12 protein-coding genes and 1 tRNA gene are annotated in these 14,192 nt (G+C 70.7%); 8 read left to right on the top strand and 5 right to left on the bottom strand.

Features of this window, described 5'->3' with window-relative positions:
• Nucleotides 1–1,482 (bottom strand): MFS transporter (locus tag ACWDCZ_RS15100; protein ID WP_449816136.1); only part of this gene is annotated, 1,482 nt, incomplete at its 3' end.
• Nucleotides 1,483–1,686: 204 nt separating this feature from the next.
• Between ACWDCZ_RS15100 and ACWDCZ_RS15105 the strand changes: the two genes are divergently transcribed.
• A complete protein-coding gene (locus ACWDCZ_RS15105; protein WP_449816125.1) occupies nt 1,687–2,679 on the top strand; it encodes an Lrp/AsnC family transcriptional regulator in 993 nt (330 codons plus the stop codon).
• Nucleotides 2,680–2,743: 64 nt separating this feature from the next.
• Here ACWDCZ_RS15105 and polA read toward each other — a convergent pair whose 3' ends face one another.
• Nucleotides 2,744–5,431 (bottom strand): DNA polymerase I, encoded by a 2,688-nt coding sequence (gene polA / locus ACWDCZ_RS15110; protein ID WP_449816137.1) that lies wholly within the window; start codon nt 5,429–5,431, stop codon nt 2,744–2,746.
• A gap of 224 nt (nt 5,432–5,655) precedes the next feature.
• On the opposite strand from polA, the gene ACWDCZ_RS15115 reads away from it, so the two are divergent.
• The 6 genes from ACWDCZ_RS15115 (at nt 5,656) to ACWDCZ_RS15140 (ending at nt 12,515) form a co-directional block, all read left to right on the top strand.
• Nucleotides 5,656–6,156, top strand: a complete 501-nt coding sequence (locus ACWDCZ_RS15115; protein ID WP_259316554.1) for a PaaI family thioesterase — start codon at nt 5,656–5,658, stop codon at nt 6,154–6,156.
• A 601-nt stretch (nt 6,157–6,757) separates the two neighbouring features.
• Nucleotides 6,758–7,984, top strand: a complete 1,227-nt coding sequence (locus ACWDCZ_RS15120) for a branched-chain amino acid ABC transporter substrate-binding protein (protein WP_117487391.1) — start codon at nt 6,758–6,760, stop codon at nt 7,982–7,984.
• A 130-nt stretch (nt 7,985–8,114) separates the two neighbouring features.
• Nucleotides 8,115–9,044, top strand: coding sequence for a branched-chain amino acid ABC transporter permease (locus ACWDCZ_RS15125; RefSeq protein WP_049651559.1), 930 nt, complete (start codon nt 8,115–8,117; stop codon nt 9,042–9,044).
• A gap of 5 nt (nt 9,045–9,049) precedes the next feature.
• Nucleotides 9,050–10,981, top strand: coding sequence for a branched-chain amino acid ABC transporter permease (locus ACWDCZ_RS15130; RefSeq protein WP_449816138.1), 1,932 nt, complete (start codon nt 9,050–9,052; stop codon nt 10,979–10,981).
• Between the two features lie 8 nt (nt 10,982–10,989).
• Nucleotides 10,990–11,802, top strand: a complete 813-nt coding sequence (locus tag ACWDCZ_RS15135; protein WP_449816139.1) for an ABC transporter ATP-binding protein — start codon at nt 10,990–10,992, stop codon at nt 11,800–11,802.
• Nucleotides 11,799–12,515 (top strand): ABC transporter ATP-binding protein, encoded by a 717-nt coding sequence (locus ACWDCZ_RS15140; RefSeq protein ID WP_049651557.1) that lies wholly within the window; start codon nt 11,799–11,801, stop codon nt 12,513–12,515. The genes ACWDCZ_RS15135 and ACWDCZ_RS15140 overlap by 4 nt, the downstream gene beginning before the upstream one ends.
• A gap of 59 nt (nt 12,516–12,574) precedes the next feature.
• On the opposite strand, the gene ACWDCZ_RS15145 is transcribed toward ACWDCZ_RS15140, so the two are convergent.
• The gene (locus ACWDCZ_RS15145) at nt 12,575–13,231 is read right to left on the bottom strand and encodes an ANTAR domain-containing response regulator (protein ID WP_049651556.1); all 657 of its coding nucleotides are present in this window, start codon (nt 13,229–13,231) and stop codon (nt 12,575–12,577) included.
• 100 nt (nt 13,232–13,331) lie between these two features.
• Between ACWDCZ_RS15145 and ACWDCZ_RS15150 the strand changes: the two genes are divergently transcribed.
• A tRNA-Leu gene (locus tag ACWDCZ_RS15150) sits at nt 13,332–13,404 on the top strand.
• 74 nt (nt 13,405–13,478) lie between these two features.
• Here the strand turns inward: ACWDCZ_RS15150 and ACWDCZ_RS15155 are convergent.
• The gene (locus ACWDCZ_RS15155; protein ID WP_117487392.1) at nt 13,479–13,778 is read right to left on the bottom strand and encodes a helix-turn-helix domain-containing protein; all 300 of its coding nucleotides are present in this window, start codon (nt 13,776–13,778) and stop codon (nt 13,479–13,481) included.
• Entirely contained in the window at nt 13,775–14,134 is a 360-nt protein-coding gene (locus ACWDCZ_RS15160) for a type II toxin-antitoxin system RelE/ParE family toxin (protein ID WP_117487393.1), read from the bottom strand. Before ACWDCZ_RS15160 ends, ACWDCZ_RS15155 begins: the two co-directional genes overlap by 4 nt.
• Between the last annotated feature and the right edge of the window lie 58 nt (nt 14,135–14,192).

Here is a 14,192-nt window from a genome sequence, read left to right on the forward strand (position 1 = left end):
TGCTGCTCGCCGTCGCCCTGGTGGCGGTGGTGGGCCTGGCCAAGGGCGTGTCGCCAGCAGGGCGAGCGAGGCCGACACGACCAGGCAGAGCTGGAGGCCGTCGAGGAAGGAGCCGCTGAGCGCGCTCAGGGCCGGCCTGGTGGCGGGGCCGAGGTCGAGCCCGGCGACGGCGCCGAGGCCCTGTTCCCGGGCGACGGCGAGGACGTGGCCGCCGGTCTCCGTGGGCACGCCGGCGTCGGTGAGGCGGCCGGGCAGGGCGTCGAGGGCGCGGGTGGTCAGCAGGGTGCCGAGGACGGCGGGGCCGAGGGCGCCGCCGAGCTGGCGGAAGGCGTTGTTGCCCGCCGCGGCCATGCCGGCCAGGTGGTGCGGTACGGAGGAGACCGCGGAGGCCGTCATCGGGGTGAGGACGGCGCCGATGCCGAGGCCGAGCAGGACCAGGCGCCAGGCGAGCGACCCGTACGAGGTGGCCGCGTCGACGCCGGTCAGCGACAGCAGCGAGCCCGCCATCACCACCAGACCGGTGGTGATCATGACCCGGGGGGAGACCCGGTGCATCAGCCGTCCGACGGGGACGCCCGCGACCAGGGACGTCCCGGACACCAGGACCATCCGCAGTCCGGCCTCCCACGTGCTCAGGTGCTGCACCAGGCCGAAGTACAGGCTCAGGACGAAGAAGAAGCCGATCAGCCCCAGGAAGCTGATCATGGCGACCAGTGACGTGGCGGCGAAGGCGGGGCTGCGGAACAGGGCCAGGTCGAGCATCGGGCTGTCGCTGCGGCGCTCCACGAGGACGAACGCGACGGCGCTGACGGCGCCGATCACCAGGGCCGCCACCACGGAGGGCGTGCCGAAGCCGTCGGCGCCGCCCTCGATCACGCCGTAGACGACGGCGGTGACCGTGACGGCCGCGCTGATCTGCCCGGGCCAGTCGAGCCGCCGGCCGTGCGGCGCCCGGGAGTCGGGCAGCAGGAAGGCCGCGACGACCAGGACGACCAGGGACACCGGGATCGGCAGGAGGAAGATCCAGCGCACCGCGACGTGCTGCTGCAGCAGCCCGGCGATCAGCGGTCCCATGGCCAGCGAGGCCAGCATGGACATCGCCCACAGGCCGATGAACCTCCCGCGCTCCCGGTGGTCGGGGACGGCGTGGCTGATCAGGGCCAGCGTGGTGGGCAGCAGGGCCGCCGCACCCAGTCCGGAGGCCGCCTGCCCGACCCACAGCGACTGCACCGAGTCCGCGGTCAGCGAGACGGCCGCGCCCAGGGCGCAGAAGGCCATGCCCGCCTGGAACACCCGCTTGCGGCCGTGGACGTCGCCCCACACCCCGGTGGTCAGGATCAGCGCGGCCATCGGCAGCACGAACGCGTCCGAGACCCAGGACAGTTGGGAGGTCGAGGCGCCCAGCACCCGCTGGAGCGCCGGCAGGCTCACGGACACGGTGGTCACGGGGAGGTAGGCGACGAAGACGCCCAGGCAGGCCATGACGAGCGTGACGCCTCGTCCGGCCACGGGGCGCTGCACCGTTGCGGAGTTCACGGGGTGGTTCCTTCGACTGCGGGATGCCGCGCGGGCACCGGTTGCTGGGGCACCGCAAAGCTTCGGCCCCACGGGCGGGGAATCCCCAAGCGATCCCGGCAGACGTACCAGAACCTCCGTTCTGGCCCGCGCCTGTGTCAGGATTCCTCCGTGCCTGACGATCTGGACCGCAAAATCATCCACGGGCTCTACAGCGCCCCCCGGGTCTCCTTCCGCCGCCTCGGCGAGGTCGTGGGGGTGTCCGAACAGACCGTGGCCCGCCGCTACAACGCGCTGCGGCGCGGCGGGATCCTGCGCGTCATCGGGCAGCGGAGCCCGTCCGCCCACGGGCAGGCGGAGTGGGTCGCGCGGCTGCGCTGCCGCCCGGAGGCCGTGGGGCCCGTCGCCGACTCCCTGGCCCGCAGGCCCGAGGTCGGCTACGCCAGCATCGCCTCCGGCGGGTCGGAGATCATCTGCACCATCCGCTCGGCCGCCGGCACCGGGCGCGACGACGTCCTGCTGCGGCAGCTCCCGCGCGCCGCCTCGGTCCTCGACATGAGCGTCGACCTCCTCCTGCACGCGTTCGGCGCCCCGGACGCGGTCGGCTGGGCCGGCGGGGAGCGCTCCCTGACCGACGAGCAGGTGCGACTGCTGACGGCGGAGCGCCCCGTGGCCGCCGGGCCGCCGCTCGCCCCGGCCGACGAGGACCTCCCGCTCTTCGAGGCCCTGGCGGAGGACGGCCGCGCCTCCCACACCCGCCTGGCGGAGGTCACCGGCTGGTCCACGCCCCGGGTCGCCCGCCGGCTGGAGGCCCTGGAGACCTCCGGCTCCCTCGCCTACGGCATCGACATCCTGCCGGAGCGCCTCGGCTACGAGCTCAACGCCGTCCTCTGGCTCCAGGTCGACCTGCCCGGACTCGACCGGATCGGCGAGGAGCTCGGCCGGCACGACGAATGCGCCTTCGTCGCGGCGACCAGTGGCAGGCACAACCTCATGGCCGTCGTCATCTGCCGGGACACCCCCGACTTCTACCGCTACCTCAGCGGCCGCCTGGCCCGCATCGAGGGCATCAGGGGCTACGAGATCAGCATCCGCGTCCGCCGCCTCAAGCAGTCCGTGTCCCTGATCCACCACGGACGGCTGATCCACCCCCCGCTGGGCTGACGCGGGCGCGCCGGAGAACGGGCCCGGACGCCTCGCGCGCCCGGACCCGCCCGAAGGCCACCCGTCAGTGCGCGGCTGCCTCCCAGTTCGGGCCGACGCCGACCGAGACGTCCAGCGGGGCGCGCAGCGGGTAGGCGCCCGCCATCTGCTCGCGGACGACGGCCTCGACCCGCTCGCGCTCGCCGGGGGCCAGCTCCAGCACGATTTCGTCGTGCACCTGGAGCAGCATCCGGGAGGTGAGGCCGGCCGCGCGCAGCGCCTCGTCGACCCGGAGCATGGCGATCTTGACGATGTCGGCGGCCGAGCCCTGGATCGGGGCGTTGAGGGCCATCCGCTCGGCCATCTCGCGGCGCTGGCGGTTGTCGCTGTTGAGGTCCGGCAGGTAGCGGCGGCGGCCGAGGAGGGTCTCGGTGTAGCCGGTGGCCCGGGCCTCGTCGACGACCCGGCGCAGGTAGTCCCGGACGCCGCCGAAGCGCTCGAAGTAGGTGTCCATCAGGCCCTGGGCCTCGGTCGGCTTGATGCCGAGCTGCTGCGAGAGCCCGTACGCGGACAGCCCGTACGCCAGGCCGTAGGACATCGCCTTGATCTTGCGGCGCATCTCGGCGTCCACCGCCGCGCCCGGCACCTCGAAGACCTGGGAGGCGACGGTGGTGTGCAGGTCCTCGCCGGAGGCGAAGGCCTCCAGCAGCGCCTCGTCCTCGGACAGGTGCGCCATGATCCGCAGTTCGATCTGCGAGTAGTCGGCGGTGAGCAGCGACTCGTAGCCCTCGCCGACGATGAAGGCGCGGCGGATCGCCCGGCCCTCCTCGGTGCGGACCGGGATGTTCTGCAGGTTCGGGTCCTGCGAGGAGAGCCGGCCGGTGGCGGCGACCATCTGGTTGAAGGTGGTGTGGATCCGGCCCTTGGGCGAGACGGTCTTGAGCAGGCCCTCGACGGTGGTGCGCAGCTTGGCCTGGTCGCGGTGGCGCAGCAGGATGACCGGCAGTTCGTTGTCGGTCTGGGTGGCCAGCCAGGTGAGCGCGTCGGCGTCGGTGGTGTAGCCGGTCTTGATCTTCTTCGTCTTGGGGAGCGCGAGCTCGCCGAAGAGGATCTCCTGGAGCTGCTTGGGCGAGCCGAGGTTGAACTCGCGGCCGGCGGCGGCGTGCGCCTCCTCCACCACGCGCTGGATCTCGGCGGCGAACTGCGCCTCCAGCCGGGTGAGCCACTCGCGGTCGGCGGCGATGCCGTAGCGCTCCATGCGGGCGAGCAGGGCGGCGATGGGCAGTTCCATGTCGCGCGTCAGCTCGACGGCGCCGACCTCGGCGAGGCGGGTGTCGAAGAGCGCGGCGAGGTCGAGCACGGCGCGGGCCTGGAGCATCAGCGACCGGGCGGCGGCCGTCTCGTCCTCCTCCGGCGCGTCGAAGGAGAGTTGGCCGCTCTCGGTGGCGGGGGCCGGAGTGAGCGAGCGGCCCAGGTACTCCTCGGCGAGCACCTCCAGGGTGAAGGTGCGGCGGCCGGGCTTGATCAGGTAGGCGGCGAGCGCGGTGTCGGCGACGACGCCGTCGATCGTCCAGCCGCGCTCGGCGAAGGCGCGCATGACCTGCTTGGCGATGTGCAGGGCCTTGGGGGCGGCGGCGTCGGCGAGCCAGCCGGCGAAGGCCCGCTCGTCCTCCTCGGCGAGCAGCGCCGGGTCGAACCAGGCGGCCGTCTCTCCCGCGGCGAGGGCGACTTCGGTGACCTCGCCGGTGCCGAGCGCCCACTGGTAGACGGCGGCGAGGGCGACGGTGGTCTTGCCGTCGGAGGCGTGCTCGGCCAGCCAGGCGGCCAGGGTGCCCGGGTCGGTGAGGAGTTCGCCGTCCACCTCGACGCCGGGGGCGAGCTCGGCCTCGGCGGTCTCCGATCCGGTGGACGGGTCGATGCCGAAGACGCGGTCGCGGAAGTTGGCGTTGCGGAACTCCAGCGACTCCATCAGGGTGCCGACGGCGTCCTTGTCGAACGGCTTGCGGTCCAGGTCGGTGACGCCGAGCGGGAGTTCGACGTCGCGGACCAGCTCGGTGAGCACCCGGTTGCGCTTGACCGAGTCGAGGTGGTCGCGCAGCTTCTCGCCGATCTTGCCCTTGACCTCGTCGGCGCGGGCGACGAGTTCGTCGAAGGAGCCGAACTGGTTGACCCACTTGGCGGCCGTCTTCTCGCCGACGCCGGGGATGCCGGGCAGGTTGTCGGACGGGTCGCCGCGCAGGGCGGCGAGGTCCGGGTACTGGCGCGGGGTGACGCCGTACTTCTCGGCGACCTTCTCCGGGGTGTAACGGGTGAGCTCGGAGACGCCCTTGGTCGGGTAGAGCACGGTGACGTGGTCGGTGACCAGCTGGAGCGAGTCGCGGTCGCCGGTGACGATGTCGACGTCGTAGCCGGCCGCCTCGGCGGCGGTGGCCAGGGTGGCGATGATGTCGTCGGCCTCGAAGCCCTCGGCCGTCAGCCGGGGGACGTGCATGGCGTCGAGCAGTTCCCCGATCAGGCCGACCTGGCTCTTGAACTCGTCCGGCGTCTTGGCGCGGTTGGCCTTGTAGTCGGGGAACTCGACGGAGCGGAACGTCTGCCGGGAGAGGTCGAAGGCGACGGCGAGGTGGGTGGGCTGCTCGTCCCGGACGGTGTTGGCGAGCATCGAGGCGAAGCCGTAGACCGCGTTGGTGGGCTGGCCGGTGGAGGTGTTGAAGTTCTCCACGGGCAGGGCGTAGAAGGCCCGGTAGGCCATCGAGTGCCCGTCGAGCAGCATCAGCCGGGGCCGCGGGCCGGCCCCGCCGCCACCCGTCGCGCCCTTGTCCGTACTCTGCGTAGCCACGTCAACGTCCGTTCCTGCCGATTCCACTACCGGCCACCGATCCTATGGCCCGGCACCGACAAAAAGGACGCCGCGCCGGTCCGGCCACCGCTGCTACCTATGAGTAGGACGGTCGTACGATCACAGGCGGCACACCCCCGAGCGGCAGGAGTTCCCCCATGACCGACGCGGTCCCCGACACCGCCCCCGAGACCGTCCCCGACAGCGCGCACGACGGCACGCCCGTCCTGAACGTCCCGCAGGACGTGCTGGACCACTTCGCCAAGCTCGGCGTGAACGCGCAGACCTTCTCCGGCGGCCACCTCGGCGAGAAGCTCGGCATCCGGATCGTCGAGGCCTCCGGCGACCGCGTGGTCGGCACCATGCCGGTGGAGGGCAACCAGCAGCCGTACGGGCTGCTGCACGGCGGCGCGTCGGCGGCGCTGGCCGAGACGCTGGGCTCGATCGGGGCGATGCTGCACGCCGGCCCCGGCCGCTACGCGGTCGGCGTGGACCTCAACGCCACCCACCACCGCTCGGCCACCTCCGGGCTGGTGACCGGGGTGGCGACGGCCGTGTTCAAGGGCCGCACCGCCGCCACCTACGAGATCGCGATCACCGACGACACCGGCCGGCGGATCACCAGCTGCCGGCTGACCTGCATGCTGCGCGACCTCTGACCGAACTCCGAGGCGTGACAACGTCCGCACAGCGGACCGGAGTTCACTCCGGACAACATCAAGTCCCTTTTCCGCCCCCTTGTTTGACCTTCCGCCACCTTGGGCAGGCGTTGGTCTGGACAAGGGGGCGTTCACATGTCCGGGCGCGGTCGGCACACATCCCGCGCTCGTAACGCTGCGTAACAAGTAGGAAATCCGATCAATTGCCGGTTCCGAGGCCTTCAGGCGCCCCGGGACCACTCGGCCGCGCCCCCGTTGTCCGCAATGCGGACGCTCAAGGCCGGAAGCAGGGCATCGGACACGAGCGTCCGATAATCGGCGCTGCCAGCTGCAACCCCCATTTCTGGGCCTTACATCGCCCTACCAGCGCGTAAACGCCCGCCATCTCGGGATCGATCGAACCGGAACGACCACATGGTGAGACAAATACTCCGTGTGCTCATAACAAGAGAATCACAGCCTGCGCCCAGTACTGCCCGAGTCGCCCAAGGGCATCTAGAGTCACGGCCAGTCACCGCGCCATTCGATTGGGCCAGGCCCTCCGCGCACTCCGGCTCCCGCCACTCCGGCGCGGGCGCCTCCTGAACCGAAGGGGACCCTCGTGCGTCACCGTTCAGCAGTTGTCGTGAGCATTGCCGTTATCGGTGCCCTCAGCCTCAGCGCCTGCGGCTCCCGCGGAGAGAAGAAGGCCGACGGCGGCAACTCCAACTCCGGCTCCACCACCGTCGTCATCGGCGTCGACTCCCCGCTCACCGGCGACCTCTCCGCCCTCGGCCTCGGCATCCGCAACTCCGCCGACCTCGCGATCAAGAAGGCCAACGAGACCAACGAGGTCCCCGGCGTCAAGTTCGAGATCAAGGCCCTCGACGACACCGGCAAGCCCGCCCCCGGCCAGCAGAACGCCACCCAGCTGGTCGGCGACCCCAAGGTCCTCGGCGTCGTCGGCCCGCTCAACTCCAGTGTGTCGCAGTCGATGCAGCAGATCTTCGACGACGCCAGCCTGGTCCAGGTCTCCCCCGCCAACACCGGCGTCGCCCTCAGCCAGGGCGAGAAGTGGGCCAGCGGCGAGAAGAAGCGCCCGTTCACGTCCTACTTCCGCACCGCCACCACCGACGCCGTCCAGGGCCCGTTCGCCGCCCAGTTCCTCTACAGCGACGCCAAGAAGACCAAGGTCTTCCTGATCGACGACCAGAAGACCTACGGCGCGGGCCTGGCCGGCACCTTCAAGGGCGAGTTCACCAAGCTCGGCGGCCAGCTCGTCGGCGAGGAGCACGTCAACCCCGACGACCGCGACTTCGCCGCCATCGTCACCAAGGTCAAGAGCTCCGGGGCCGAAGCCGTCTACTACGGCGGCGAGTACCCCGCGGCCGGCCCGCTCTCCCTCCAGCTCAAGGAGGCCAACGTCAACATCCCGCTGATGGGCGGCGACGGCATCCAGAGCGGCGACTTCATCAAGCTCAACCCCAAGAGCCAGGGCGACTACGCCACCGCCGTCGGCCTGCCGGTCGAGAGCCTGGACACCGCCAAGAAGTTCATCGCCGACTACAAGGCGGCCGGCTACAAGGACGCCTACGAGACCTACGGCGGCTACTCGTACGACAGCGCCTGGGCCATCATCCAGGGCGTCAAGCAGGCCGTGAAGGACAACAACGGCAAGGTCCCCGACCGCAAGGCCGTCCGCGACGCCGTCCAGAAGGTCAGCTTCGCCGGCGTGACCGGCACCGTCTCCTTCGACGAGTTCGGCGACACCACCAACAAGCAGCTCACCGTCTACACCGTCAAGGACGGCAAGTGGGCCGTGGAGAAGTCCGGCACCTTCAAGGGCTGACACCCAGTCACCACCATTACCACAGGCGCCACTTCACCACCACCACGCGCGGGGGCGCCACGAGTGCCCCCGCGCGCACCCACATCCACCACCCACGCGGACACCCCGAACGCACTACGGAGGCCCAGCGGTGCACGACCTACCGCAGCAGCTGGCCAACGGCCTGATCCTCGGAGCCCTCTACGGGCTCGTCGCGATCGGCTACACGATGGTCTACGGCATCGTCCAGCTCATCAACTTCGCCCACGGCGAGATCGTCATGGTCGGCGGCTTCGGCGCCCTGACCGCCTACCTCGCCCTCCCCGGCGGCACCACCCTGTGGCTGGCCCTGCCGCTCATGCTGATCGCCGGCATCCTGGTCTCCACCCTCACCGCCGTCGCCGCCGAGCGCTTCGCCTACCGCCCGCTGCGCAACGCCCCACGGCTCGCCCCGCTGATCACCGCGATCGGGCTGTCCATCCTGCTCCAGCAGCTCGTCTTCTCCTTCTACCCGGACGCCAAGAAGGCCCGGGTCTTCCCCAAGATCCCCGGCGACCCGTTCAGCCTCGGCTCCGTCACCATCCAGCGCAGCGACCTCTTCCTGATCATCGCCGCCCCGCTGTGCATGCTCGCCCTCGGCTGGTTCGTCACCCGCACCCGTTCCGGGCGCGCCATGCAGGCCACCAGCCAGGACCCGGACACCGCCAAGCTGATGGGCATCGACACCGACCGCATCATCGTCATGGCCTTCGCCATCGGCGCCGCGTTCGCCGCCGTCGCCGCCGTCGCGTACGGGCTGCGCAGCGGCCAGGTCGACTTCCGGATGGGCTTCATCCTCGGCCTCAAGGCCTTCACCGCCGCCGTCCTCGGCGGCATCGGCAACATCTACGGCGCCATGCTCGGCGGCCTCGCCCTCGGCCTCGCCGAAGCCCTCGCCACCGGCTACATCCAGCACCTGCCCGGCATGCACCTCTTCGGGGGCGGCGCCTGGAAGGACGTCTGGGCCTTCGTTCTCCTCATCCTCGTCCTCCTGATCCGGCCCCAGGGCCTGCTCGGCGAGCGCGTCGCGGACAGGGCGTGACCACCATGACCACCACCCACACCGAGACGACCCCGGTCATCCCGCTGCCGGCCCGCGCCGCCGCCGCCGTCACCGGACTCGGCGCCCTCGCCACCGCCGCCTCCGCCGCCATGTCCTGGACCTGGACCTCCGACTTCCCCGGCGACCTCACCTACTACGGCTCCCCGGCCGGCCTCCAGTGGCTCGCCCTCGCCGCCGGCCTGCTCACCCTGGTCCTGCTGCTCGCCGCCCAGGGCGTCCCCGGCCTGCGCTGGGCCGCCCCCACCCGCAGCAACAACGCCGTCCTGTACGCCGCCACCGGCGCCCTCACCGTCGCCGTCTACGCGGTCGCCGCCATCTCCTCCGAGCTCGGCGGCACCACCAACCTCGAACCCGGCGGCTGGGTGCTCGCCGCGGGCGGCCTGCTCGCCGTCCTCGGCGCCCTCGGCCTGCCCCTCGACCGCCGCACCGCCGTCCCGCTGCGGATCCTCGACAGGCGCCTCTTCCTGCTCGTCCCGGTCGCCCCCGCCGCCTGGTTCGGCGCCCACGCCATCCCCGGCGACAAGCCGGTGGCCCCGGTCATGACCGCCCTGGCCGGCGGCCTCGCCATCGCGGCCGGCGTCGTCCTGCTGCTCCAGCTCGGCCACCTCGCCAACAGCGGGCTGCGGCTGGGCCGGATCGACCGCCCGCTGGCCGCGCCGCGGGCCCTCCCCTCCTGGGTCGAGGTGCTGCTGATCGTCCTCGCCTTCGGGACCGGACTGTTCGCGATCACCTTCGGCATCGACACCGAGTACGGCGAACTCTTCACCGGCTACCTGCTGTTCGTCGCCCTCGCCGTCCCCGCCCTGACCAGGTCCGGCCTGCTCGCCCGGCTGCGCGCGCTGACCGTCAAGCACCGCCCGGTCACCACCGGCGCCGCCTTCGCCGCCGCCGCCGGCTTCCCGTTCACCCAGACCAGCGACCAGTACACCTCGGTCGCCACCAACATCCTGATCTTCGCCACCGTCGCCCTCGGCCTCAACATCGTCGTCGGCCTGGCCGGCCTGCTCGACCTCGGGTACGTCGCCTTCCTCGGCGTCGGCGCCTACGCCGCCGCCCTGGTCTCCGGCTCCCCCGCCTCGCCCATCCACGTCCAGTTCCCGTTCTGGGCCGCGATGCTCACCGGCGCCGTCGTCTCGATGGTCTTCGGCGTCCTGATCGGCGCCCCCACCCTGCGGCTGCGCGGCGACTACCTCGCCATCGTCACCCTCGGGTTCGGCGAGATCTTCCGCATCACCATGCTCAACCTCAACGGCACCACCGGCCCCAAGGTCACCAACGGCTCCAACGGCATCCCGCGCATCCCGGACCTGCAGATCCTCGGCTTCGACCTCGGCAAGCCGCACACCGTGGCCGGCGTCGAACTCGGCCGCTTCTCCAACTACTACCTGCTGATGCTGCTGGTCACCGCCCTGGTCGTGCTGGTCTTCGCCCGGGTCGGCAACTCCCGCATCGGCCGCGCCTGGGTCGCCATCCGCGAGGACGAGACCGCCGCCGAGGCCATGGGCATCAACGGCTTCCGGCTCAAGCTGCTCGCCTTCGCCCTCGGCGCCCTGCTGGCCGGCCTGGCCGGCACCGTCCAGGCCCACGTCAGCTACACCGTCACCCCCGACCAGTACACCTTCGCCGAGGCCCTCCCGCCGAACTCCGCCTTCCTGCTCGCCGCCGTCATCCTCGGCGGCATGGGCACCATCAGCGGCCCGCTGGCCGGCGCCACCCTGCTCTTCCTCATCCCGAAGAAGCTCGAGTTCCTCGCCGACTACCAGCTCCTCGCCTTCGGCGCCGCCCTCATCGTCCTGATGCGGGTCCGCCCCGAGGGCCTCATCCCCAACCGGCGCCGCCAGCTGGAGTTCCACGAGGCCGCCGTCCCGGCCCAGGCCTCCGGCGAGCCGACCGCACTCACCAAGTCAGGGGCGTGACCGACCCGATGACCACCACCACCGCCGCACCCCTGCTCGAAGTCACCGGCGTCACCATGCGCTTCGGCGGCCTCACCGCGGTCAACGACGTCTCCCTGACCGTCGGCGAGGGCGAGATCATCGGTCTGATCGGCCCCAACGGCGCCGGCAAGACCACCTTCTTCAACTGCCTCACCGGCCTGTACGTCCCCACCGAGGGCGCCGTCCGCTACCGCGACACCCTGCTGCCGCCCAAGCCCCACCTCGTCACCCAGGCCGGCATCGCCCGCACCTTCCAGAACATCCGGCTGTTCGCCAACATGACCGTCCTGGAGAACGTCCTGGTCGGCCGGCACACCCGCACCAAGGAGGGCATCTTCTCCGCCATCCTGCGCGGCCCCGGCTACCACCGCGCCGAGGCCGAGAGCCGCGAGAAGGCCATGGAACTCCTGATGTTCACCGGCCTCGTCGAGAAGGCCGACCACCTCGCCCGCAACCTCCCGTACGGCGAGCAGCGCAAGCTGGAGATCGCCCGCGCCCTCGCCTCCGAACCCGGCCTGCTGCTGCTCGACGAACCCACCGCCGGCATGAACCCCCAGGAGACCCGGGCCGCCGAGGAACTCGTCTTCGCGATCCGCGACAAGGGGATCTCCGTCCTCGTCATCGAGCACGACATGCGCTTCATCTTCAACCTCTGCGACCGCACCGCGGTGCTCGTCCAGGGCCAGAAGATCGTCGAGGGCGACCGCGAGACCGTCCAGAACGACGAACGCGTCATCACCGCCTACCTGGGCGCCCCGCTCGAAGGCACCACCCCCGCCGTTACGGAGTCCGACCAGTGACCGCACTTCTCGAGGTCGAGGACCTCCGCGTCGCCTACGGCAAGATCGAAGCCGTCAAGGGCATCAGCTTCACCGTCGAACAGGGCGAGGTCACCACCCTCATCGGCACCAACGGCGCCGGCAAGACCACCACCCTGCGCACCCTGTCCGGCCTGCTCAAGCCCACCGCCGGACGGATCACCTTCGACGGCCAGGACCTCTCGGCCGTCCCCGCCCACCGGATCGTCGCCCTCGGCCTCGCCCACTCCCCCGAGGGACGGCACATCTTCCCCCGGATGACCATCGAGGAGAACCTCCTCCTCGGCGCCTTCCTGCGCACCGACGCGGCCGGCATCACCGCGGACGTCGAACGGGCCTACACCCTGTTCCCGATCCTCGGCGAACGCCGCCGCCAGGCCGCCGGCACGCTCTCCGGCGGCGAGCAGCAGATGCTCGCGATGGGGCGGGCCCTGATGTCCCGGCCCAAGCTGCTCATGCTGGACGAGCCCTCCATGGGGCTCTCCCCGCTGATGATGCAGAAGATCATGTCCACCATCGTGGAACTGAAGTCCTCCGGTACGACCATCCTCCTGGTCGAGCAGAACGCCCAGGCGGCCCTCTCCCTCTCCGACCGCGGCTACGTCATGGAGACCGGCCGCATCGTCCTCTCCGGAACGGGCGCCGACCTCCTGCACGACGAGTCCGTCCGCAAGGCCTACCTCGGCGAGGACTGAGCCCCTGCACGCGGAAGGGCCCGGCAGAAACGTTCTTCTGCCGGGCCCTTCCCGCACGCCTACTCGGGCTTGGCCTCTTCCGCCTTCTTGCGGTCCTGGGCCTCGCCCTCCTCGATGACCGCCTCGGCCACCGCCGCCATCGTCATCCGACGGTCCATCGACGTCTTCTGGATCCACCGGAAGGCCGCCGGCTCGTTCAGCCCGAACTTGGTCTGCAGCACGCCCTTCGCCCGGTCCACCAGCTTCCGGGTCTCCAACCGCTGGCTGAGATCCCCGATCTCCTTCTCCAGCGCCCGCATCTCGGCGTACCGGGACACCGCCATCTCGATCGCCGGCACCAGGTCCGACTTCGAGAACGGCTTGACGATGTACGCCATCGCTCCCGCGTCCCGCGCCCGGTCCACCAGCTCCCGCTGCGAGAACGCCGTCAGCATCAGCACCGGCGCCAGGTGCTTGTCGTGGATCTGCTCGGCCGCGGACAACCCGTCCAGCACCGGCATCTTCACGTCGAAGATCGCCAGATCCGGCTTCAGCTCCTCCACGAGGCGCACCGCCGTCTCCCCGTCGCCGGCCTCACCGACGACGGTGTACCCCTCCTCCTCCAGCATCTCCTTCAGATCGAGACGGATCAGCGCCTCGTCCTCGGCGATCACAATCCGGGTGATCTGGGGCGTATCGGTCTCAAGCGGCTGCGCCTGCTCGTCGGCGGTGCTCACGGGGCTCCTAGTTCCGGCGGGGTACTGCATGCACGAGGGTACCTAGACACGGTATGTTTAGGGCATTCAGGGTCGGGGGCAACCTTCGATTCTGCGGTTGGCCCCGATAGCCCAGCGGTAGAGGCAGTGGTCTCAAACACCATCCAGCGTGGGTTCGAATCCCACTCGGGGTACCTCTCCTTCATTTCGAAGGATCGTCGACATGGCATGCCTTCACCAACTGTGGATGAAGAGCCGCTGATGTGACTCAGCTCGCCTTGTCCAACGGCTCCAGCTCGACAGTGAGCCTCATGCCGAGTGCTTCGGCGAACCTCTCCAGGACCACGATCGTGGGCATCGTCCCGCCCGCCTCGAAGCGGGCCACGGCCGGCTGCTGCATGCCGAGGGCCACCGCCAACTGAACCTGCGTCATTCCGAGGGCCTCGCGGCGCAGGCGGACGGCCTCACCGAGCTCGAAGCGGATCCGGGCAGCCTCGTACGCGGCACCGGCTCCGGGACGGTTCATGATCTCCTCGCGCATGGCCCGCCAGGACGTGCGTTCGCTCATCCCACCCACTCCTCGTCCTCGTCCACGGTGTGCTGCTCGACGACGCACCGACGCATCGCCCGCCTCGCCCGCTCGACCTCGCCGACCTCCCGCATACGCGTCTTGCGGAACACCGTCAGCAGGATGATCCTCCTACCGGTTGCGATCCAGTAGGTGATGCGCATCTCCAGTTCGTTCAGATGGAAGCGCAGTTCCCTCAGCTTTCCGTCCAACTGCCGGGTGTGCGGCTCTCCGAGCAGCGGCCCGCGGACGGCGAGCAGTTCGATGTAGAAGGCGACCGTTTCCTGGTCGTCCTGGCCCATCCCGAGGATCCAGTCCCGGACCTCCGGTTCGAGTTCCACCTCTCCCCAAGTCATAACACGAATGTTATGGACGCACCAGGCGCCTCCCACGCCGTTCCGACGGCGGGCGGGC

Source organism: Kitasatospora sp. NPDC001225 (genome assembly GCF_053597855.1).

What these genes read in the sequence shown, in the direction of transcription:
- ACWDCZ_RS15130 (WP_449816138.1), top strand. Translation starts at nt 9,050, where the DNA reads ATGACCACCACCCACACCGAGACGACCCCGGTCATCCCGCTGCCGGCC.
- ACWDCZ_RS15115 (WP_259316554.1), top strand. Translation starts at nt 5,656, where the DNA reads ATGACCGACGCGGTCCCCGACACCGCCCCCGAGACCGTCCCCGACAGC.
- ACWDCZ_RS15135 (WP_449816139.1), top strand. Translation starts at nt 10,990, where the DNA reads ATGACCACCACCACCGCCGCACCCCTGCTCGAAGTCACCGGCGTCACC.
- ACWDCZ_RS15160 (WP_117487393.1), bottom strand. Translation starts at nt 14,134, where the DNA reads ATGACTTGGGGAGAGGTGGAACTCGAACCGGAGGTCCGGGACTGGATC.
- polA (WP_449816137.1), bottom strand. Translation starts at nt 5,431, where the DNA reads ATGCTGCTCGACGGGCACTCGATGGCCTACCGGGCCTTCTACGCCCTG.
- ACWDCZ_RS15155 (WP_117487392.1), bottom strand. Translation starts at nt 13,778, where the DNA reads ATGAGCGAACGCACGTCCTGGCGGGCCATGCGCGAGGAGATCATGAAC.